The 21,574-nt window shown below is 60.7% G+C and carries 23 protein-coding genes; 14 read left to right on the plus strand and 9 right to left on the minus strand.

Going from position 1 to position 21,574, the window contains the following annotated elements:
* Positions 1-24: 24 nt before the first annotated feature.
* The 3 genes from FHT29_RS15505 to FHT29_RS15515 form a co-directional block, all read right to left on the minus strand.
* Positions 25-765, minus strand: a complete 741-nt coding sequence (locus FHT29_RS15505) for a Bax inhibitor-1/YccA family protein (protein WP_037196856.1) — start codon at positions 763-765, stop codon at positions 25-27.
* 196 nt (positions 766-961) lie between these two features.
* Positions 962-3,508, minus strand: a complete 2,547-nt coding sequence (locus FHT29_RS15510; RefSeq protein ID WP_047553672.1) for an ABC transporter permease — start codon at positions 3,506-3,508, stop codon at positions 962-964.
* Entirely contained in the window at positions 3,505-4,215 is a 711-nt protein-coding gene (locus FHT29_RS15515; protein WP_047553670.1) for an ABC transporter ATP-binding protein, read from the minus strand. Before FHT29_RS15515 ends, FHT29_RS15510 begins: the two co-directional genes overlap by 4 nt.
* An 82-nt stretch (positions 4,216-4,297) precedes the next feature.
* Here FHT29_RS15515 and FHT29_RS15520 point away from each other — a divergent pair, with 82 nt between their 5' ends.
* Positions 4,298-4,948, plus strand: coding sequence for an arylesterase (locus FHT29_RS15520; RefSeq protein WP_037196853.1), 651 nt, complete (start codon positions 4,298-4,300; stop codon positions 4,946-4,948).
* 68 nt (positions 4,949-5,016) lie between these two features.
* On the plus strand, positions 5,017-5,613 hold the full coding sequence (gene thpR, locus FHT29_RS15525) for an RNA 2',3'-cyclic phosphodiesterase (protein WP_037196852.1): 597 nt from the start codon (positions 5,017-5,019) through the stop codon (positions 5,611-5,613).
* Here thpR and FHT29_RS15530 read toward each other — a convergent pair.
* Positions 5,544-6,026 (minus strand): low molecular weight phosphotyrosine protein phosphatase, encoded by a 483-nt coding sequence (locus tag FHT29_RS15530; protein ID WP_037196850.1) that lies wholly within the window; start codon positions 6,024-6,026, stop codon positions 5,544-5,546. The two genes, thpR and FHT29_RS15530, sit on opposite strands and share 70 nt — an antisense overlap.
* Before the next feature lie 36 nt (positions 6,027-6,062).
* On the opposite strand from FHT29_RS15530, the gene FHT29_RS15535 reads away from it, so the two are divergent.
* The 5 genes from FHT29_RS15535 (at position 6,063) to FHT29_RS15555 (ending at position 9,641) form a co-directional block, all read left to right on the plus strand.
* Positions 6,063-6,368 (plus strand): 4a-hydroxytetrahydrobiopterin dehydratase, encoded by a 306-nt coding sequence (locus FHT29_RS15535; RefSeq protein WP_092573185.1) that lies wholly within the window; start codon positions 6,063-6,065, stop codon positions 6,366-6,368.
* Between the two features lie 66 nt (positions 6,369-6,434).
* Complete coding sequence (locus tag FHT29_RS15540) at positions 6,435-6,824, plus strand: YkvA family protein (protein ID WP_168599827.1); 390 nt, start codon at positions 6,435-6,437, stop codon at positions 6,822-6,824.
* 334 nt (positions 6,825-7,158) lie between these two features.
* A complete protein-coding gene (locus FHT29_RS15545; RefSeq protein ID WP_037196846.1) occupies positions 7,159-7,707 on the plus strand; it encodes an invasion associated locus B family protein in 549 nt (182 codons plus the stop codon).
* 264 nt (positions 7,708-7,971) lie between these two features.
* A complete protein-coding gene (rlmN, locus tag FHT29_RS15550; protein ID WP_037196845.1) occupies positions 7,972-9,207 on the plus strand; it encodes a 23S rRNA (adenine(2503)-C(2))-methyltransferase RlmN in 1,236 nt (411 codons plus the stop codon).
* 5 nt (positions 9,208-9,212) lie between these two features.
* A complete protein-coding gene (locus FHT29_RS15555) occupies positions 9,213-9,641 on the plus strand; it encodes a hypothetical protein (RefSeq protein WP_168599828.1) in 429 nt (142 codons plus the stop codon).
* On the opposite strand, the gene FHT29_RS15560 is transcribed toward FHT29_RS15555, so the two are convergent.
* Both FHT29_RS15560 and FHT29_RS15565 read right to left on the minus strand, forming a co-directional pair.
* The gene (locus FHT29_RS15560) at positions 9,625-10,266 is read right to left on the minus strand and encodes a LysE family translocator (protein ID WP_037196843.1); all 642 of its coding nucleotides are present in this window, start codon (positions 10,264-10,266) and stop codon (positions 9,625-9,627) included. The genes FHT29_RS15555 and FHT29_RS15560 overlap by 17 nt on opposite strands.
* 63 nt (positions 10,267-10,329) lie before the next feature.
* Positions 10,330-11,184, minus strand: a complete 855-nt coding sequence (locus FHT29_RS15565; RefSeq protein WP_037196842.1) for an SDR family NAD(P)-dependent oxidoreductase — start codon at positions 11,182-11,184, stop codon at positions 10,330-10,332.
* A 191-nt stretch (positions 11,185-11,375) separates the two neighbouring features.
* Here FHT29_RS15565 and FHT29_RS15570 point away from each other — a divergent pair, with 191 nt between their 5' ends.
* Positions 11,376-12,599: an argininosuccinate synthase gene (locus tag FHT29_RS15570; protein ID WP_037196933.1), complete on the plus strand. Its 1,224-nt coding sequence runs from the start codon at positions 11,376-11,378 to the stop codon at positions 12,597-12,599.
* Positions 12,600-12,780: 181 nt separating this feature from the next.
* Here FHT29_RS15570 and FHT29_RS15575 read toward each other — a convergent pair whose 3' ends face one another.
* The gene (locus FHT29_RS15575; RefSeq protein ID WP_037196841.1) at positions 12,781-13,263 is read right to left on the minus strand and encodes a MarR family winged helix-turn-helix transcriptional regulator; all 483 of its coding nucleotides are present in this window, start codon (positions 13,261-13,263) and stop codon (positions 12,781-12,783) included.
* Between the two features lie 161 nt (positions 13,264-13,424).
* Here FHT29_RS15575 and FHT29_RS15580 point away from each other — a divergent pair, with 161 nt between their 5' ends.
* The 5 genes from FHT29_RS15580 (at position 13,425) to ppa (ending at position 19,567) form a co-directional block, all read left to right on the plus strand.
* The gene (locus FHT29_RS15580) at positions 13,425-14,066 is read left to right on the plus strand and encodes a LysE family translocator (protein ID WP_168599829.1); all 642 of its coding nucleotides are present in this window, start codon (positions 13,425-13,427) and stop codon (positions 14,064-14,066) included.
* Positions 14,067-14,163: 97 nt separating this feature from the next.
* Positions 14,164-16,227 carry a M3 family metallopeptidase gene (locus FHT29_RS15585; protein ID WP_168599830.1) on the plus strand — a complete coding sequence of 688 codons (2,064 nt, stop codon included), beginning with the start codon at positions 14,164-14,166 and terminating at the stop codon, positions 16,225-16,227.
* 173 nt (positions 16,228-16,400) lie between these two features.
* Positions 16,401-18,227: a translational GTPase TypA gene (typA, locus tag FHT29_RS15590; protein ID WP_037196837.1), complete on the plus strand. Its 1,827-nt coding sequence runs from the start codon at positions 16,401-16,403 to the stop codon at positions 18,225-18,227.
* Positions 18,228-18,433: 206 nt separating this feature from the next.
* Positions 18,434-18,940 carry a GNAT family N-acetyltransferase gene (locus FHT29_RS15595; protein WP_034509000.1) on the plus strand — a complete coding sequence of 169 codons (507 nt, stop codon included), beginning with the start codon at positions 18,434-18,436 and terminating at the stop codon, positions 18,938-18,940.
* 96 nt (positions 18,941-19,036) lie between these two features.
* A complete protein-coding gene (gene ppa / locus FHT29_RS15600) occupies positions 19,037-19,567 on the plus strand; it encodes an inorganic diphosphatase (RefSeq protein WP_037196836.1) in 531 nt (176 codons plus the stop codon).
* Here ppa and FHT29_RS15605 read toward each other — a convergent pair whose 3' ends face one another.
* Complete coding sequence (locus FHT29_RS15605) at positions 19,568-19,882, minus strand: DUF167 domain-containing protein (protein WP_047553651.1); 315 nt, start codon at positions 19,880-19,882, stop codon at positions 19,568-19,570.
* The gene (locus tag FHT29_RS15610; protein WP_092573259.1) at positions 19,879-20,202 is read right to left on the minus strand and encodes a YggT family protein; all 324 of its coding nucleotides are present in this window, start codon (positions 20,200-20,202) and stop codon (positions 19,879-19,881) included. Before FHT29_RS15610 ends, FHT29_RS15605 begins: the two co-directional genes overlap by 4 nt.
* A gap of 115 nt (positions 20,203-20,317) precedes the next feature.
* On the opposite strand from FHT29_RS15610, the gene FHT29_RS15615 reads away from it, so the two are divergent.
* Positions 20,318-21,574, plus strand: coding sequence for an MFS transporter (locus tag FHT29_RS15615; protein WP_047553648.1), 1,257 nt, complete (start codon positions 20,318-20,320; stop codon positions 21,572-21,574).

The following is a 21,574-nucleotide window of genomic DNA, read 5'->3' on the forward strand; positions in this document are numbered from 1 at the left end:
CGATGAGTTGTTCAAACCGTGCAATTAGCGGCGGTTGCCCATGAACTGCAGCAGGAACATGAACAGGTTGATGAAGTCCAGGTAGAGCGACAGGGCGCCCATGATGGCCTTGCGGCCGGCCACGGTCGCATCGTCGGCGGTGTAGTACATTTCCTTGATCCGCTGCGTATCGTAGGCGGTGAGGCCTGCGAAGATCAGCACGCCGATCACGGAGATCGCGAACTGCAAGGCGGACGAAGCCAGGAAGATGTTGACGAGCGAGGCGATGATCAGGCCGAAGAGACCCATCATCATGAACGAGCCCATCGCAGAGAGATCACGCTTCGTCGTGTAGCCGAAGAGCGACAGCGCGCCGAAGGAGGCGGCGGTCACGAAGAAGGTCTGCACCACGCTCTGGCCGGTGTAGATGATGAAGATCGACGACAGCGACAGGCCCACCAGCGCGGCATAGACCCAGAAGGTCGTCGTCGCGGCGGCTACGCTCATGCGGTTGATCCTGAAGCTCAGGAAGAAGACCATTGCCAGCGGAGCGAAGATCACCACCCACTTCAGCGGGCTCAGATAGATCGCCTGACCGAAGGTCGTGATCTGTCCGTTGGCGAAAGCGAGGGTGAAGGAGAGATAGGCGGCAACACCCGTGATCGCCAGACCCAGCGCCATCAGGTTATAGACCTTGAGCATGTAAGCTCGAAGGCCTTCGTCTATCATCGCACCGGATTGCGCACCGCTCTGCGCCCGGTTTTGGTAGTTGCGAAAGTCAGCCATGTTTTCCTCTTTTAAGCTCCGATGTGAGTACGGTGTCGGGCCTTCCAGGCCCAGGCGCCGCTGCGGAGCTCCAGCATGCCTGCACAGAATATGAGGCTTTCATGCCTTATACACAAGGGTCTAGCTGTTGGCGCCGTGTTAAATCGGCGTAATATCGGGCGGCTTTCGCGGCGTTCGGTTAATCCGCGAAGGCGATTCACAGTTCGCGCAGAACGGGCGCCGCCTTCTGGCCGAGGATGCGCCAGGTGCCGATCAGACCGATGCCGACCGTCAGCACCAGGGCGATGATGAGCGTGGAGAAAGCGACATCGGGCATGAAGGTCGAGGGCAGGTGCATGATGCGGCTGACGATGTACCAGGCGGAGACGGAGCCGGCGATCAGCGCGAAGACGGCGGTTGCCGAACCGAGGATCAGATATTCGTAGCTGAAGGCACGGATCAACATTGCCCGCGTCGCGCCGAGCGTCTTGAGGATGACCGCATCATGGGTGCGGGCGCGATTGCCGGCGGCAAGCGCGCCGGCGAGCACCAGCACGGACGCGATAAGCGCGACCGAGGCGGCGGCGCGGATGGCGGTGGCGAGCTGTCCCACAAGCGTATTGACGACATCGAGGGCATCCTTGACGCGGACGCTGGTGATGGTCGGATAGGCGTTGGTGACTTTCCTCAGGATCGCCGCCTCCTGCGCCGAGGTGGCGGAGGCATCGGTCAGGGTTGCCAGCCACGCATGCGGGGCTCCCTTGAAGGTGTTGGGCGAGAAGATCATCACGAAGTTGATCGACAGCGACTGCCATTGCACCTTGCGGAAGCTGGCGATCTTTGCCGTCACGTTGCGGCCGAGGACATTGACAGTCACCTTGTCGCCGATCTTCAGGCCGAGCGCCTTGCCTTCATCGTTGGAAAAGGAGACCAGCGGCTCGCCGCTATAATCCTTGTCCCACCACTGCCCTTCGGTAAGGGCGGCGTTTTCGGGCAAGGTCTCGGCATAGGTGATGCCGCGGTCGCCGCGCAACACCCATTGTCCGGCCGCCGGCACCTTCATTTTCGTGACATCCTCGCCGTTGAAGGCGACGATCCGGCCGCGCAGCATCGGCGCCTCGACGAGCTTGCCCTTGGGGTCCTCGTTGAGGACGATCTTGCGGAAGCCCTCGAGTTCCGGTCCCTGTATATCGACGAAGAAGAAATTCGGCGCCTTTTCGCTCATGCGTCCGGTCAGCTCGCGGCGCATGTTGCCGTCGATCAGCGTCAGGGTCACCAGAAGCGCCAGGCCGAGGCCGAGCGACAGCACGACGGAACCCGTGAGCGCGCCGGGCCGGTGGATATTGCCGATCGCAAGCCGCAGGGCCGGCGAGCGCACACGCGGGCTGCGGCGGGCGAGCCAGGAGAGGAGTGCGGCGACCACGCGCAGCACGACGAAGGCGGCGGCGATGGAGACGACGAAGACGATGGCGATGAAGCGATCATAGGCGGTGACGATCGCGAGAGCCACAAGAGCCGCCATCAGCACGCCGGCGGCGAGCAGATAGGGCCAGCCGGGCAGGCGGCGCGCTTCAAAGCCCTGTTCGCGGAAAAGTGCCGTCGCCGGCACCTCGCGGGCGTGGCCGAGCGGCGGAATGGCAAAGGCAAGCGTCGTCAGCAGGCCGAAGAGGGCCGCCAGCATCAAGGGGCCGGGATAGAGCCGCGGTGCAGTCGATATGGGCAGGAATTCCGCCATGAATTGCGAGGCCACCAACGGCGCGATGGCGCCGAGGACAAGGCCGACAGCAACACCGGCGAGCGCAATGACGGCAATCTGGATGAGATAGATCAGCACCACGACGAAGGCCGGGGCGCCCAGGCATTTGAAGGTGGCGATGGTGGTGCGCTTCGAATCGAGGAAGGCGCGCACGGCATTGGCGACGCCGACGCCGCCGACGATGAGAGCCGCCAGTCCCACCAATGTCAGGAACTGCGAGAAGCGGGTGATGTTGTCGGCAAGCTCGGGTGCGGCGCGGCCGCTGGTGCGGATCGACCAGCCGGCCTGCGGGAAGGCGGCATTGGCGCGATCGCCGAGGTTGCGCAGCCCGGTCGCGGGATCGTCCATGCGGATCCTGTAGGCCTGCTCGACGAGGCTGCCAGTGGTGATCAGGCCGGAGGCGGCCAAGGCATCGCGGCTTGTGAGCAGGCGGGGGGCGAAGCCGAAGCCTTCGGAGACGGCATCCGGCTCATTCGTGATGGTGCCGCTGATGTGGAGCTTTGTATTGCCCAGCAGCAGATCGCTGCCGACCTTGAGGTTCAAACGCTCAAGCAGGAGGGGAGCGACGACGGCGCCATAGGCGCCATCCTTGGCGGCAAGCAGGGTCGATAGCGGCTGGTCGGGATCGGCCTGAAAGGTGCCATAGAGCGGATAGGCGTCATCGACCGCCTTGACCTCGACCAGCGCCTGGTTGGAGCCGTCGGGCAGGCGGGACATGGAACGCAAGCTGGTGGAGCGGGAGAGCTTGCCGAGGCCTTGGAGATAGACCAGTTCCTCAGGGCTTGCCTCGCGATTGCGCAGCTCGAAGCGGGCGTCGCCGGCCAGAAGCGACTGGCCCTGCGTCGAGATGGCATCGGTGATCGAGCGGGATACGGAGTTGACGGCGGCGATGGCGCCGGTGCCGAGCGCGATGCAGGCGAGGAAGATATAGAAGCCGCCAAGACCGCCGCGCAGTTCGCGCAAGGCAAGGCGGAAGGCGAGAGTCAGGCGCATCCCCGCCATGTTCATGCGATGGCCGCCTGATTGACGCGTGACGGAGCGCTATCCTTCTCGATTTCACCTGATCGTACGCGGATCTGGCGCGAGCAGCGGGCGGCAAGCGCCGGGTCGTGGGTGACGAGCAGCATGGTGGTGCCACGCTCGGCCTGCTGGGCAAAGAGCAGGTCTGCAATCTGCCGGCCGGTATCCGTGTCGAGATTGCCCGTCGGTTCGTCGGCGATGAGGACAGCAGGCGAGGGCGCAAGTGCGCGGGCAATCGCCACGCGCTGCTGCTCGCCGCCGGAAAGCTGGCCGGGATAGTGATTGAGCCGCTCTCCCAAACCGACCGCCTGCAGCTCCCGCCGGGCGATGTCGAAGGCGTCTCTGTTGTTGGCGAGTTCCAGCGGCACGGCAACGTTTTCCAGCGCCGTCATATTGGCGATGAGATGGAAGGATTGGAAGACGATGCCGATATTGCGGCCGCGGAAATCGGCGATGCGGTCTTCGCTCAGACTATGGAGAGGCGTGTCGCGGATCAGCAATTCGCCGCTGTCGAGCTTCTCGAGGCCGGCCAGCACCATCAGCAGCGTCGACTTGCCGGAACCGGAAGGGCCGACGATACCCACGGCCTCGCCCTCCATGACTGTGAGGTCGATGCCCTTCAGCACATGGACGGAGGCGGCGGCACTGCCGAGCGTCAAATCCGCCTTCTTCAGCTCGATGATGGTTTTTGCCAATGCGAACGCCCTATATATCAGAGAACATCAGAGATAGTGGCGGGCGCAAATTGGCCCGGACAGCGAATTTAGGAAATCGATCATGAGTTTTAAAGTTGCTGCGTTTCACTTCGCTGTCATCACTTTCGGTCTTTTGTTTGGCGCTGTGGATGCCGCCGAGGCGCGGACCATCCAGCTCGTCGGATTGGGCGACAGCCTGATGGCCGGTTATCAACTGCCGCCGGGCGACGGCTTTCCCGCCAAACTGGAGGCGGCGCTGAAGGCCAAGGGGCTTGATGTGGCCGTCGCCGATGCCGGCGTATCGGGCGACACGACATCCGGCGGGCTTTCCCGCGTGGACTGGTCCGTGCCCGACGGCACGGACGGGGTGATTCTCGAGCTCGGCGCCAATGACGCCCTGCGCGGCATTCCACCGGAACAGACGGAAAAGAATCTCGAAACGATGATCGGCCAGCTCAAGCAGCGAAAGATCCCGGTTCTCCTCGTCGGCATGCTGGCACCGCCGAACATGGGGGCGGATTATGCCGAGAAGTTCAATCCCATCTACAAGCGCCTGGCAGACAAATATCAGCTCGCGCTCTATCCGTTTTTCCTCGACGGCGTGGCCACGCATGCGGATTTGCAGCTGTCCGACGGCATGCATCCGAATCCTAAGGGCGTCGATGTAATGGTCGAGCGCATTCTGCCAGCTATTGTCACTTTCGTAGGGATGATTGACGCAGGTGCGAAATAGGTGCTTGCACCGACTGCAAATGCGTGATTCCCTACTTATACCTGCAAGAGATTCGGGGAGTGCTCGTGATGCCGAGACTTTTTACCGCCCTCGAAATTCCGCGCAACGCGGCCATGAGCCTCTCGTTGTTGCGCGGTGGTCTTCCCGGAGCCAGGTGGATCGACGTTGAAAATTATCACATCACCCTTCGGTTCATCGGCGATGTCGATGGTCGGACGGCTGATGAGATCGTCGACCGGCTGGACCGGATAGATCGCCCAGAATTTCAGCTTCGTCTGGAGGGCATAGGCTCCTTCGGTTCCAAGAAGCCGCACTCGGTCTGGGCCGGGGTCTCGCAGACACCGGACATGTACGCGCTGCAAGGCGAGATCGAGCGCATCTGCCAGCGCATCGGATTACAGTCCGATCCCCGCAAGTTCACGCCGCACGTCACGCTCGCCAGATTGAAGTCCTCGCGGGTCGACGATGTCGTGCACTACCTCTCCGGCCGCGGCAACTTCTATACCCAGCCGTTCACGGTGGGGCGCTTCGTGCTTCTGTCATCGCGCGAATCGGTTGGCGGCGGACCCTATCTCACCGAAGAGATATTTCCGCTTCACGAACCCCACAGCGCCTTCCCGGCCTTGGGCAACAACGCGCTGCAGCCGGCCAAGAGCATGGTGTAAACAGCCTCGAAATCATCGCGGCCACCATAATACGGGTCGGGAATGTCCTTGTTGCTGCCAAGCGCGAGGGCGTTGAAGAGGTGCAGCTTGCCGTGAAGATCGGCAGGCGCGACCTTGCGCAGATTCTTTAAATTGTCTTGATCCATTGCCAGGATCAGATCGAACCTGCCGAAATCTGATGATGCGATGCGGCGGGCGCGCTGGCTGGAAATATCGATTCCGTGGCCGGCGGCAACGGCCACCGAACGGCGATCCGGTCGCTCGCCTTGATGCCAGCCGCCGATGCCGGCCGAATCGATCTCGAATTCAAGGGAGCGACCGGCTTCGGTCGCCAGATGCCTGAAAATGCCTTCGGCAAGCGGCGATCGGCAGATGTTGCCGGCGCAGACAAAAAGAATCCTTTGACGATCCATGATATCGTTCAATCGCTAGAGAGGAGTGACCTTGCCATGAAATACGAGAAGCTGGAGCCGACCGCAATCGATGAAAGCCTGAAGGAACTGGACGGCTGGACGCTTTCGGCCGACCGCATTTCGATTTCGAAGACGTTCAAATTCCGCAATTTCGTCGAGGCCTTCGGCTTCATGACAGAGGCGGCGCTTTCGGCGGAGAAATTCAATCATCACCCGGAATGGTTCAATGTCTATTCCCGTGTCGACGTCAAACTGACGACGCATGATGCTGGCGGTCTGACGGATCACGACATCAAGCTCGCGAAGGCGATGGAGAAGGCGGCGGCCCGGCGGATCGATTGAATCACCTGATGCGATCACCATATGTTTACACGGCCCGGGCAACGGGTCTCGATAGAGGTGAATGGAATGGATGACATCAAGTACGGGGAAATCCTGATGCCTGGTGATGAAGAAACCCAAAAGGAGCAGGAGAAGACGGTGCGCAGCAAATTCTGGCCGACCTTGCGGAAGGCGGCTCGTCATATCCCGTTTTCCCGTGACGTCGTGGCCGCTTTCTATTGCTCGTTCGATCCGCAGACACCGACTCGTGTCCGCGGCATCCTGCTGGCTGCGCTCGGCTATTTCGTCATGCCGTTCGATATTATCCCCGATTTTTTTGCCGTAGTCGGCTTTACGGACGATGTCGCGGTGCTGACGCTCGCCTTCAGTATGATCAGGGGCCATATCCGCCAGGAACATTACGACGCTGCCGACAGGGCGTTGGAGAACGAGCCAGAGGCGGTAAAAACGGCTTGATGCCCGCCCAACAGGGGTCGATCTGAATCCTCTCGGGTTTCCAGACCTTTATGAGGCCTCACTGATTTTAGCGAGGACAAATTCTTGCCTGAATCTTTCTGTCTTAAATCGATCCCGTAGGGTGGTGTTCCACCATCCGGGTTTTCCAATTCCTTCTGAAGCGTTTCAAGCTCTGCGCAATACCTGGGTTGAAATGGCACGGAGCCAAGGGCGGTTAGTGCTCCGTTGACGGTTTGGTAACCTGAATAAAGTCAAAATAAGGCAGCTCACGAGCATAGGCGTGCGTTAATCGACTCGCCACGCGCTCTGGACCGCAAGAAATCGGCAGGAAACCATGTTTGTAAAAAGCTTCGCAATCGCCCTCTCGCTTGTTCTCGCCGGCACCGGCATTGCCTCCGCCCAGACCAAGAAGCAGACGCAGGCAGCGGCAGCAGCAGCGCCGGCGGCTCCGACGCGCATCCAGCAGTTCGACGCCTGGGGCGCCTATTCGTACCAGTCCGCGGCGGGCAAGGTCTGCTACGTTCTCTCCGTGCCCACCGCCAAGGCGCCGACGGCCGGCATAGACCATGGCGACAATTTCTTCATCGTGTCCCAGCGTCCGGGCCAGAATATCTCCTATGAACCGCAGGCGATGATGGGCTATCCGCTCAAGGACAATTCGAAGGTCGACGTCATCATCGACAACAAGACCTTCGTGATGTTCACCAAGGACAAGGCTGCCTGGGTCGAGAATGCCGCGCAGGAGCCTGCATTGGTCGCAGCCCTCAAATCAGGCCATTCGCTGAAGGTTTCGGCGACTTCGAAAAAGGGTACGGCCACTTCCTATACCTATTCGCTGAAGGGCGTTACCGCCGCGCTGAAGCAGATCGAGAACTGCAAGTAAGTTCGAGGGCCAAGGGATCACGTCAATGTGATCGTCCTGCCGCCGCGACCGTGATGACAAGGCCGGCAAGCACGCCGGCCTTTGCTTTTGAGGGAAAGGGATGACGCGAGCGGAAATTAGTGCTAAAGGCCGCGCCAACAGCAGGTGTGCGGCAGACAGCTTGTCCCGCCACCGCATGAATCTTCAGATTTCCGTGCCTTGCCCGCATCCGCAGCTTCCTTCAGCTTTTGCGGCATCGCCGATGTGAACCGTTGGAATGATCCTATGTCCGCCACCGATATCATGACCCATCCCAAGCTGAAGCCGATGCCCTTGTCGCAGCCGGTGGAGCTTTCGCCGAAACCGTCGCTCATCGGTCTGACGCGCGAGGAAATGGGTGCCGCGCTCAAGGAAAAGGGCGTTGCCGACAAGCAGATCAAGATGCGCGTCAGCCAGCTCTGGAACTGGATCTACGTGCGCGGTGTCTCCGATTTCGATGCCATGGTGAATGTCTCGAAGGACATGCGCGAAATGCTGAAGACGCATTTCACCATCGCACGTCCCGAAATCGTCGAGGAACAGGTGTCCAACGACGGCACCCGCAAATGGCTGCTGCGTTTCCCGCCGCGCGGCGCCGGCCGTCCCGTCGAGATCGAGGCCGTCTATATTCCGGAAGAGGGCCGCGGCACGCTCTGCATTTCCAGCCAGGTCGGCTGTTCGCTGACCTGCTCCTTCTGTCATACGGGCACGCAGCGCCTGGTGCGCAACCTGACGGCGGAAGAGATCCTGTCGCAGCTGCTTCTGGCGCGCGACCGGCTCGGTGATTTCCCCGACCGCGAAGCGCCGCAGGGCACTGTCATGCCGGCGGAAGGCCGCAAGGTCAGCAATGTCGTCATGATGGGCATGGGCGAGCCGCTCTATAATTTCGACAGCGTCAAGACGGCGCTGCTGATCGCTTCCGACGGCGACGGCCTCTCTCTGTCGAAGCGACGCATCACCCTTTCGACCTCGGGCGTCGTGCCGGAAATCTACCGCACAGGCGATGAGATCGGCGTCATGCTGGCGATCTCTCTGCATGCGGTGCGCGACGACCTGCGCGACATGCTGGTGCCGATCAACAAGAAATATCCGCTGAAGGAGTTGATGGATGCCTGTCGCGCCTATCCCGGCCTTTCGAACGCACGGCGCATCACTTTCGAATATGTGATGCTGAAGGGCGTCAACGACAGCCTCGAGGATGCGAAGGGGCTGATCCAGCTGCTGAAGGGCATTCCGGCCAAGATCAACCTGATCCCCTTCAATCCCTGGCCCGGCACGAATTACCAGTGTTCGGAGTGGGAGCAGATCGAGAAATTCGCTGATTTCATCAATTCGGCCGGCTATGCTTCGCCGATCCGCACGCCGCGCGGGCGTGATATCCTCGCCGCCTGCGGCCAGCTAAAGTCGGAATCGGAGCGCATGCGCAAGACCGAACGCCTGGCCTTCGAAGCGATGATGATCGCCAATCACGGCGAGGATTGAGATCGATGCTCGTTGGGCTGCGCAAGCCGATACGCCTCCTGTGGGGCTATGTCGCCGCCTGCGCTCTGATGGGCTTCGTGCTGGCCTGCGTTGCAGCGTGGACGGTGCCGGAGACGGCCGCCCCCGAACTTTTCGTCCTGACGATTGCGCTCACCAAGCTCGCAATGATCGTCAGCATTCTGCCGTCGCTCATCGTCATCCCCATTCTGGAATGGCGCGGTATGCGTCGCTGGTACGGTTATGCGATCTATGGCGCCGTCTTGTCTGCGGTGGCCTCCATCCTGATTTCCGGCGGCGTGGAAAAGCCGCAGACCCTCAATCTGATCACGATCGCGGTCTGCTTCGCCTTCTTGGGGGCAGCCAGCGCCACCGTTTATTGGTGGATCGCCGGCCGGTTCGCCGGGCGAGGCCCCGTCCTCAACGAGCCTGAGTGAAGAAGATCTTCACCGCGAAGATCGAGAAGACGGTGGCAAAGGCATAGTCGAGGCCGCGCATGACGCCCCGGTTCTTCTGCAGCCAGGACGACAGGCCGTCGGCGGCAAGAACGATGAGCACGTTCACCGGAATGCCGATGACGATGAAGAAGAAGCCGAGGAACAGCAGCTTGTGCGTCACGGCCGGATCGCCTGCCGTGACGAATTGCGGCAGGAAGGTCATGAAAAAGATGATGACCTTGGGGTTCAGCAGATTGACTGAGAAGCCGGTGGAAATATTGGCGAGCGGCGTGCCCTTGACGGCATCGACCTTCTTGATCGACAGGCTGGAGCCGAAGCGGATCGCCTGGATCGCCAACCACAGGAGATAGGCGGCACCACCCGTTTTCAGCACCGTGAAGGCGACCGGCGAAGCGGTGATCAGCGCCGAAATGCCGAAGGCCACCAGGCAGGTGTGAACGATGACGCCGAGGCTGGTGCCGAGAACGACGAAAAGCGCTGCCTTCTTGCCCTGAGCCAAAGCGCGACTGATCGACAACGTCATGTCGGGACCGGGGGTCAGCGCCAGCAACAGGCTTGCCGCCGAAAAGGCGAGAAGGGTCGGCAGGCTGGGTATGAAGTCCATGAGATGCTCCGAAAGCCGGATAGGGATCCGTGTTCTCTTATCCGGCTTTGGGGGGATTGCAAATCAATCCTTCTTTTCGAGAAATGCCTTGAATTGGTCGGCATAGTCGGGGTGCCAACGCGACAGCGGCGGACGGTTTTCGACGATATCGCCGGCGGCCCACAGCATGCGGCGCTCGTCGGTCGGACGGGCCACGTCATTGTCCGGGCAGAGAATATAGAAGTCGCCGCGCTTCAGGCTCTCCACCATGAAGTCGATCGTCTGTTCCGGCGTCCAGGCACCGGCCGGCTTTTCCCTGCGCTCGCCCTTGGTGAGGCCGGTGAAGACGAAGCCGGGGATAAGGAGATGGGCTGATATTTTCGCGCCCGCTGTATTGCGTAGCTCGTGCTGCAGCGCTTCGGTGAACACCTTCACGCCGGCCTTTGAGACATTGTAGGCCGGATTGCCTGGCGGCGTGGTGATGCCCTGCTTCGAGCCGGTGTTGATGATAACACCCGGCTCGCCATGGGCCAGCATGCCGGGCCCGAAGGTCCGCGTGCCGTTGATAACGCCGAGCAGATTGACGCCGAGAATGGCATCCCAGCCGGCCTGTGCGCTGAAGATCGAGGTTTCCGGTCCGATACCGGCATTGTTCATCAGCACATGCACCCGGCCGAAGCGCTGCAGGACTGCGCGCTCCAACGCCTCCAACGAGTCTTTGCTGGAAACATCGGTCTCGATGGCCATCACATGCTCCTCGCCTGTGATCGTCTTGAGCTCGGCGCTCGCTTCCGCCAGGCGGTCGCCGCCGAGATCGGCAATGACGACGCTCATGTCGAGCGAAGCAAAATATTTCGCCGCGGCAAAGCCGATGCCGGACGCGCCGCCGGTGATGACGGCTACATTGGATTTCTTGAAAATGTCTTGAATATCGGTCAAAGGGTGCCCTCCGAGGCATTGCTTGCTCGCCGCCGAATATGGTGCTTTCCCGAGGCGAGTCAAACCCGCGTCGAACCCGTGCGAGGCGCTCCGCCGCACTTCCCCTTGCGCCTCGCGATAATCTCGCTAAAAGTGCCGCGATACAGGGTTTGCGGGCCTTTCCTTCGGCTTGCATTGAAACGGATCTCATCATGGCATCACATAAAGACGTGAAGAAAGTCGTTCTCGCCTATTCCGGCGGTCTCGACACCTCGATTATCCTGAAGTGGCTGCAGACGGAGCTGGGTGCGGAAGTCGTCACCTTCACCGCCGATCTCGGCCAGGGCGAAGAGCTGGAGCCGGCGCGCAAGAAGGCCGAAATGCTCGGCATCAAGGAAATCTATATCGAGGATGTGCGCGAGGAATTCGTGCGCGATTTCGTCTTCCCGATGTTCCGCGCCAATGCCGTCTACGAAGGCGTCTACCTGCTCGGCACGTCGATCGCCCGCCCGCTGATCTCCAAGCACCTGATCGAGATCGCCAAAAAGACCGGCGCTGACGCCATCGCGCACGGCGCGACGGGCAAGGGCAACGACCAGGTTCGTTTCGAACTGTCGGCCTATGCGCTGAACCCCGACATCAAGATCATCGCTCCCTGGCGCGACTGGTCGTTCAAGAGCCGTACCGACCTGCTCGAATTTGCCGAGAAGCATCAGATTCCGGTTGCCAAGGACAAGAAGGGCGAGGCGCCGTTCTCCGTCGATGCCAACCTTCTGCACTCCTCCTCGGAGGGCAAGGTGCTGGAAGATCCGTCGCAGGAAGCGCCGGAATATGTGCATATGCGCACGATTTCCCCTGAAGCTGCTCCCGACAAGGCGACGGTTATCAAGGTCGGCTTCGAAAAGGGCGATGCCGTCTCGATCAATGGTCAGCACCTGAGCCCGGCGACGCTGCTGGCAAAGCTCAACGATTACGGTCGCGACAATGGCATCGGCCGTCTGGACCTCGTCGAGAACCGCTATGTCGGCATGAAGTCGCGCGGCGTCTACGAAACGCCCGGCGGCACGATCCTGCTCGCCGCCCATCGCGCCATCGAATCCATCACGCTCGACCGCGGTGCCGCGCACCTCAAGGACGAGCTGATGCCGCGTTATGCCGAGCTCATCTATTACGGCTTCTGGTTCTCGCCGGAGCGCGAGATGTTGCAGGCCCTCATCGACAAGAGCCAGGAACATGTCGAAGGCGAAGTGACGCTGAAGCTCTACAAGGGCAATGTTATGGTCATCGGCCGCGAAAGCCCGAAGTCGCTCTACTCCGATAAGCTCGTCACATTCGAGGACGATCAGGGCGCCTACGACCAGAAGGACGCAGCCGGCTTCATCAAGCTCAACGCTTTGCGCTTGCGCACGCTCGCCAAGCGCAACCTGTCGAAGTAATCAGAATCCAAACAACAAAAGACCCGCTTCCGGTTGCCGGAGGCGGGTTTTTCTTGCTGGAAAGCGGAACTGTGCCGGACATTAAGCGGTCAGGCGGTTCCGTGAAACGCCTGACCGCTTAATGTTGTTGTTTTGCGCAATTCCGGACGGAAAACCGCTACGCACTTTTCCCGGAATCGCTCTAGTCGACCGGCCTCAGCTCACGTTCGGTCTCGGCGGGCAGTTCTGCCTTCTGCAGATTGCTGCGGAACGTACAGAGCGCGTCGTGCAGCTGCGTCTGCAATCCCTGATCGAAGCCTTGCGTCGCATTGCGCTCGACCTCGCAGACCTCTCTGTCGATCTGCTTCAGCTTGGCGGCGGCCGTTTCCGACAAGACGATCCGCTTGGCGCGGCGGTCGAGCGGGTCGGGTTGGCGTTCGATCAGGCCCCGCGCCTGCAATTTGTCCAGAAAGGCGCTGACAGTCATCGGCTCCAACCCCATGCGGGAGGCGATGTCGAGCTGCCGACTACCGTTAATGGCAGCGACCTGCATCAGCGTTCGTGCTTCACCCGCTGTCAGGCCGAGCCCTGCGACAAGAATACGTCGCTCGAAGGCCGTCCTGATCAATCGGGCGCAATCGCTCACAAGAAAGGCGAGCGAATCCGTATTAATCCTGCTGTTCATAAGCGCTTCCCTACCTACGCTTTTCAGTTCTTGGGCCCCGATACGTTCTTATTGGTTTAAACCCATGAACACAACGGCTTCTTCTGTCATAAAACGAACAGCGACTTGACCCGATTCAGCAGGTTGCTACTCTCTCGCGATCAGCAGTGGGGACCTCCATCATGATGCAATCGCTCGTTGTCGGCGCTTTCCTGGCCGCGCTGTTTTATGTCCTTATTCCGGGCCCGGCTTTTCTGGCGCTGCTGGGCATCGGCGCGGGGCAAGGGCGCAAGGCCGGCGCATTTTTCGTCAGCGGCCATCTGCTGGGCGATATCGTCTGGTCCTCGCTTGCGCTGGTCGCCATCGTCGGCGCCAAGACCATCGGCACCTTCGTCTTCGATCTGCTCGGATTGCTTTGCGGCTTCTATCTTGCCTGGATCGGCTGGAGCGCGGTGACGGCCAAGCCAAAGGGAGATGGGAAATCGCTTGTCAATGTCGACCGGCCGTTCCGCCGGGGCCTGATCTTCGGCGTCACCAACCCGAAAGGATATCCGGTTGCGCTGGCGACGTTCACCGCTTTGGTGGCGGGTTCCGCCGGAGCGCTGACTTTCAGCGCGCTGCCGCTATTGCTCACGGTTTCCTTCGCCGGCTTCGTGACAGCGGATATCATCCTGATCAGCATTATCGGCGCGGGGGCTGTGCGACGTTTCTATCGCGCGCATGAACGGCTGATCGTGCGCTGCTCCGGCGTGCTCTTTATGGGCTTTGCGGCGCAGGCGCTCTGGCATGCCACGCCTGGCCTGCTCGGCTGGCGCAAGGCCTGACCCTTCCCCATGAATTTGTTTGTCGCCGCCATACCAATTTGGCGGGGCGGGCCTTATATCGTGCTTCGATCAGATATCTGTCGAAAGGATGCCCTGCATGTCTTCCCACGCCGCCGTCAATCCCGCGCTCGTCGAATGGACCGGACATCAAGGGCTGCCACGCTTCGACGCGGTGAAGGACACGGATTTCGCTCCCGCCTTCAACGCCGCATTTGTGTTCCACGAGGCGGAGATCGATGCGATTGCCGGGGACAGCGATGCGCCGACCTTCGCCAATACGGTGACAGCGCTCGAACTCGCCGGTGATGAGCTGTCGCGCATATCGGCGCTGTTCTGGAACAAGGCCGGTGCTGATACCAACGAGACGATCCAGGCGCTGGAGCGCGAGATCGCGCCGAAGATGGCGCGGCATTATTCCAAGATCGGCACGAATGCCGCGCTCTTTGCCCGCCTCGACGCTCTCTGGGAGGGCCGTGACGAACTCGGTCTGACGCTGGAGGAAACCCGCGTGCTCGAACGGCACTGGAAGGGTTTCGTGAAGTCGGGTGCCAAGCTGCCGAAAGCGGAGCAGGAGCGGCTTTCCGCGATCAACGAAAAGCTTGCCGGCCTCGGTGCGCAGTTCGGGCAAAATGTGCTTGCCGATGAAAAGGACTGGGCGCTGTTGCTGTCGGAGGAGGCCGATCTCGCCGGCCTTCCTAGCTATCTGCGCGATGCAATGGCGGCCGCGGCGCGCGAGCGCGGCGAAGAGGGCAAATATGCCGTCACGCTGTCGCGCTCGATCATCGAACCGTTCCTGACATCATCCGAGCGCCGCGATCTGCGCGAGCAGGCCTTCAAGGCGTGGGTGGCACGCGGCGCCAATGGCGGCAAGACGGACAACCGCGAGATCATTCGCGAGATGTTGGCGCTCAGAGCCGAGAAGGCGAGGCTGCTCGGCTACGGCAACTTTGCCGAATTGAAGCTCGACAACACCATGGCGAAGACGCCTGACGCAGTGAATGACCTCCTCATGACCGTATGGTCGAAGGCGGCAGCACGCGCTGCCGAAGAAGAAAAGGATATTGCCGCGCTGATCGCCGAGGAAGGCCGCAACCACGAGGTCATGCCCTGGGACTGGCGGCACTATGCCGAAAAGATCCGCACGCAGAAGTTCGATTTCTCCGAAACGGAACTCAAGCCCTATCTGCAGCTGGAAAAGATCATAGCCGCCTGCTTCGATGTCGCCGCCCGCCTGTTCGGCATTCATGCCGTCGAGCAGAAGGGCGTTCCCGCCTATCATCCCGATGTGCGTGTCTTCGAGATCCGCGACCGTTCCGACAGGCTCGTCGCGCTGTTTCTCGGCGATTATTTTGCCCGCAGCTCCAAGCGCTCCGGCGCCTGGATGAGCTCGTTCCAATCGCAGCACAAACTGCCATTGAAGAACGGTGACTTGGGCGAATTGCCGATCATCTACAATGTCTGCAATTTCGCCAAGCCGGCCGAAGGCAAGCCGGCGCTGCTGTCGCTCGACGATGCCCGCACGCTGTTCCACGAGTTTGGCCATGCGCTGCACGGCATGCTGTCGAACGTCACCTATCCCTCGGTATCGGGCACCGGCGTTTCCCGCGATTTCGTCGAGCTGCCGTCGCAGCTTTACGAGCACTGGCTGACCGTGCCTGCCATTCTGAAGGAATATGCCGTCCACTACGAGACCGGCGCGCCGATGCCGCAGGCGCTGCTCGACAAGGTGCTGGCAGCCCGCACCTTCAATGCCGGCTTCAACACGGTGGAGTTTACCTCGTCGGCGCTGGTCGACATGGCGTTCCACACTCGCGGCGCCGTCGAGGATCCGATGGCGGTGCAGGGGCAAGTGCTTGCCGAGATCGGCATGCCGAAATCGATCGTCATGCGTCATGCCACCCCGCATTTCCAGCATGTGTTCGCCGGCGACGGCTATTCGGCCGGCTACTATTCCTACATGTGGTCGGAAGTGCTGGATGCGGACGCCTTCTCCGCTTTCGAGGAAACCGGCGATGCTTTCAATGCCGAGATGGCCGAGAAACTCAAGGCCAACATCTATTCCGTCGGCGGCTCGATCGACCCGGAAGACTCCTATAAGGCCTTCCGCGGCAAGCTGCCGAGCCCGGATGCGATGCTGAAGAAGAAGGGGCTGGCGGCCTGATCCTTGCCCTTGGGCTCGAAGGTCGGGACCATGTTGTCGATGGGTTGAAGAGGCGTGCAAGCGAGCTTTCGCGCCTCCCCCCTTTCGCAATCGCGAAAAAAAGGCTATGAGCGCGCCAAACGTAATTGGCGTGTTTACTTTATATCGCGCCTCAGCCTCAGAGATATAACATTATGACACTCCGCAACATCGCGATCATCGCGCACGTTGACCATGGGAAAACCACCCTCGTTGACGAGCTTCTGAAGCAGTCCGGTTCCTTCCGCGAGAACCAGCGCACCGTTGAGCGCATGATGGATTCCAACGATCTGGAAAAAGAGCGTGGCATCACCATTCTCGCCAAGGCGACCTCCGTTGTCTGGAAGGGCGTTCGCGTCAACATCGTCGACACGCCTGGCCACGCCGACTTCGGCGGCGAAGTCGAGCGCATCCTTTCGATGGTCGATGGCGCCATCGTGCTGGTCGATGCCTCGGAAGGCCCGATGCCGCAGACCAAGTTCGTGGTCGGCAAGGCGCTGAAAGTCGGCCTCCGCCCGATCGTCGCGATCAACAAGATCGACCGTCCGGATGCGCGCCACGAAGAAGTCATCAACGAGGTCTTCGATCTCTTCGCAGCGCTCGACGCCACCGACGAGCAGCTCGATTTCCCGATCCTTTATGGCTCGGGCCGCGCCGGCTGGATGAACTATTCGCCGGAAGGCCCCGTCGAGGATGGCCTTGGCCCGCTTCTCGATCTGGTGCTGAAGCATGTGCCGGAGCCGAGTGTCGGCGAAGAAGACGGCGCATTCCGCATGATCGGCACGCTTCTCGAAGCCAATCCCTTCCTTGGCCGCGTCATCACCGGCCGCATTCATTCCGGCTCGATCAAGCCGAACCAGTCCGTCAAGGTTCTGGGCCAGGATGGCAAGCTGATCGAAACCGGCCGCATTTCCAAGATCCTCGCCTTCCGCGGCATCGAGCGCACGCCGATCGAGGAAGCTCATGCAGGCGATATCGTCGCCATCGCCGGTCTGTCCAAGGGTACCGTCGCCGACACATTCTGCGATCCGTCCGTCACCGAGGCGCTGCACGCCCAGCCGATCGATCCGCCGACCGTCACCATGTCGTTCATCGTCAATGACAGCCCGCTCGCTGGCACTGAAGGCGACAAGGTTACCTCACGCGTCATCCGCGATCGCCTCTTCAAGGAAGCCGAAGGCAATGTCGCGCTGAAGATCGAGGAAGCCGAAGGCAAGGATTCGTACTACGTCTCCGGCCGCGGCGAATTGCAGCTTGCTGTTCTGATCGAAACCATGCGCCGCGAAGGCTTCGAGCTTGCCGTGTCGCGTCCGCGCGTCGTCATGCACAAGGACGAAGCCACCGGCCAGATGCTGGAGCCGATCGAAGAAGTCGTCATCGACGTCGATGAAGAGCATTCGGGTGTCGTCGTGCAGAAGATGTCGGAGCGCAAGGCCGAAATGGTCGAGCTTCGTCCGTCCGGCGGCAATCGCCTGCGCCTGAAATTCTTCGCGCCGACCCGCGGTCTCATCGGCTATCAGTCGGAACTGCTGACGGATACGCGCGGCACCGCGATCATGAACCGCCTGTTCCATGACTATCAGCCCTTCAAGGGCGCGATCGGCGGCCGCACCAACGGCGTCCTGCTCTCCAACGCTTCAGGCGAAGCAGTCGCCTACGCGATGTTCAACCTGGAAGACCGCGGTCCGATGATCATCGAACCGGGTGAAAAGGTCTATGCCGGCATGATCATCGGCATTCACTCCAGAGACAACGACCTCGAAGTCAACGTGCTCAAGGGCAAGCAGCTCACCAACATCCGCGCCGCCGGCAAGGATGAAGCCGTGAAGCTGACCCCGCCGATCCGCATGACGCTCGACCGCGCTCTCTCCTGGATTCAGGACGACGAGCTGATGGAAGTCACGCCGAAGTCGATTCGCCTGCGCAAGATGTATCTCGACCCGAACGAGCGCAAGCGCTTCGAAAAGGCGCGTTCCGCGTAACGGCAAAGCCTGTACCGCTTCGAACCAATCAACCCCGGCCATTGTGCCGGGGTTTTATTTTGTGTGTTCGATTTTTGGACCCTTGTGGGAAAGGTTAAAAAGGCGTTAATTTTCAGCGATCATCCACGGATAAAGGCTGTGGGCAAGTCTGCCGTCTTTATGAATGAGGATGGTTAATTCGGAGTCGCGAGACCAGAGTAGACGTTATGAAGACGTTGTCGATTGATGTTCGGCGGGCAGAACCCCATGACGCCCGGGCCATTTCGGAGGTGCACCGCCAGTCGTGGCAGTACACCTATGCCGGCATTATCCCGCATCGCGCACTCGGCCAGATGATCGAACGCCGCGGCGAATCCTGGTGGCGCAAGGCAACCAGCGGTCCGGCCACGCTCTTGGTTCTCGATGTCGCCGGCGAGATTGCGGGCTATGCCACGCTTGGGCTCAACCGCGCCCGCGCCCTTCCGCAGGAAGGCGAGATCTATGAGCTTTATCTGCGCCCGCAATATCAGGGCCTCGGCCTCGGGCGGATGCTTTTCGGCGAGGCGCGCCGGCTGTTGAAGTCGCTCGGCTGCAAGGGGCTCGTCGTCTGGTGCCTCGAGGAAAACGAAAATGCCTACCAGTTCTATCGAGGGCAGGGTGGCGCCGATTTCTGCGAGGGCATCGAAACCTTCGATCATCGACAGCTGAAGAAGATCGGCTTCGTCTGGCCCTGACGCCAACTAAATCCTCTGCTTTCTCGATGGATTGTTGCGTTGCGCCATGATTCCTATTATTTGGCTGGCGGCAACCATCCTTATTAGGGGACACGCATGCGCATCGACGCGATTTCCATTGGCAAGAACCCGCCCGAAGACGTCAACGTCATCGTTGAAGTGCCGGTCGGCGGTCATCCGATCAAGTATGAAATGGACAAGGAGGCCGGCACGCTGGTCGTCGACCGTTTCCTCTACACGCCGATGACCTATCCGGGCAATTACGGCTTCGTGCCTCACACGCTCTCCGAAGACGGCGACCCGATCGACGTCCTCATCGCCAGCACCCGTCCGCTGGTTCCGGGCTGCGTTATCAATGTCCGCCCGATCGGCGTGCTGAAGATGGAAGACAATTCCGGCAGGGACGAGAAGATCATTGCCGTTCCCTCGCCGAAGCTGACGCTGCGCTACGAGAAGGTCAGGGAACATACCGACCTGCCCGAGATCACGCTGAAGCAGATCGAGCACTTCTTCGAGCACTACAAGGATCTGGAGCCCGGCAAGTGGGTGAAGATCTTTGGCTGGGGCGGCTCCAAGGAAGCTGGCGAGCTCATTCTCGAAGCCATCGAGCGCGCCAAGAAGGCCTGATCAGTTCTTCGCGATAGCCTTTAATCTTTCTATCAAATCCTCCGGCTCGCCCTCGATCCGGAGGATTTTTTTACGCGCGGTCTCGCCGCTGACCAGGCTGAGCGCGGATTTGGGAATGCCGATGCTCTTGGCGATGAGCGCGATCAGCGCCTTGTTGGCCTTACCCTTTTCCGGGGCGACCGAGACACGCGCCTTCAGATAGCACTCGCCCTCGTTGCCGGTCTCCACGCCATCGATCGCGTCACGACCGCCATTGGGCGTGAGACGGACCGATAGTCGCAGGTGATCCGAAGACACCTGCCAGGGCGTGCTCACCGCAAGAAAAGCGGAACCAGCGAGTTCCACATCAGCGAGCGGACGAAGAAGATGATCAGGAGCAGGATGACGGGCGAGATGTCGATGCCGCCGAGATCGGGCAGGATGCGGCGGATCGGGCGCAGTGCCGGCTCCGTCACGGCATAGAGGAAATTGCCGACCGAGTTGACGAACTGATTGCTCGAATTGATGACATTAAAAGCATGGAGCCATGAAAAGATGGCGCTGGCGATCAGCACCCAGGTATAAAGATTCAAAGCCAGATCAATGGTTTGAAATAAGGCGAGCATATCCGTCTCCATTTCGCGGTTGACAGACATGTAGACATTGACGACTAAACGGGCAAGTCCCATGCACTGATGCATGTTGAATCATGTTTAAAAGGCAGCCGAGCGTGCTTTTAGTGCAGGCCGCCGCGCCGGAAAGTCTCGCCCAATGTCGTTCGCTGCAAGCGGAGACCGGTTTGCCGCCTTCAGGCACATCGCCTATACCTATTTCTTCTTTGCGCGGTTTTTGACTGGCTTCGCCACCCAAATGGTCAGCGTTTCCGTTGGCTGGCAAATGTATGCGCATACCGGCCAGCCGATCTATCTCGGCCTTATCGGCCTGGTACAGTTCCTGCCTTCGTTGTTGCTTATCCTTGTGACGGGCACGGTTGCCGACCGCTATAACAGGCGCATGATTGCCGCCACCTGCATTTTCATCGGCACCCTCTGTACGGCCGCCCTACTGTTCCTGACGGTCTCCGGCACCTTTGCACCGCTGCCGGTCTTCATGATCCTCACCGTCTTCGGCATCGAGCGCGCCTTCATGACGCCGGCGACGCAATCGCTGGCTCCCAATCTCATACCGCCCAAAGACCTGACGAATGCCATCACGTGGAATTCGATGTCATGGGATGCTGCGGCTATTCTCGGGCCGGTGGCCGGCGGCCTGCTTTATGGCGTCGGTCCCGAGGTTGCCTATACTGTGGCCGTTCTTTTCTTTGCGGCCGGTTCGGTGCTGACCTTCCTGATCCCGAAGCCGCAGCAGCGCGTCGCCCATGAGGCGCGAAGCCTGAACGAAATGCTCGCCGGCTTCCGGTTCATCTGGTCGGAAAAAGTGGTGCTCGGCGCGATCTCGCTCGATCTCTTCGCCGTGCTGCTCGGCGGCGCAGTTGCCCTGATGCCGATCTTTGCACGCGATATCCTGACGCTCGGCCCCTGGGGCCTCGGCCTGCTGCGCGCGGCGCCGAGCTTCGGCGCGATCGCCATGGGCCTGTTTCTGGCGACCTATCCCATCCGGCATCGCGCCGGGATCTGCATGTTCATCGGCGTTGCCTTGTTCGGCCTGGGAACGCTGATCTTCGGCATTTCGCATACGGCCTGGCTGTCGATTGCCGCACTCGCCATCATGGGGGCATCCGACCTGATCTCGGTCTATGTCCGCGAAACCTTGATCACGCTCTGGACGCCGGATCATGTGCGCGGCCGCGTCAACGCCGTCAACATGGTCTTCGTCGGGGCGTCGAACGAGCTCGGCGAGTTCCGCGCCGGCACCATGGCCCATTATTTCGGCGCGATCCCCGCCGTCGTCATCGGCGGCGTCGGCACGCTCGCCGTCGCCGCCCTCTGGGCGACGGGCTTCCCGCAGCTTCGCCGGATCGACAGCCTGAACGCGCCCGATCGCAAGGGCGAGCCGCAGCCGGCGTGA

This window comes from Rhizobium sp. SG741 (assembly GCF_012275435.1).
GTDB lineage: Bacteria > Pseudomonadota > Alphaproteobacteria > Rhizobiales > Rhizobiaceae > Rhizobium > Rhizobium lusitanum.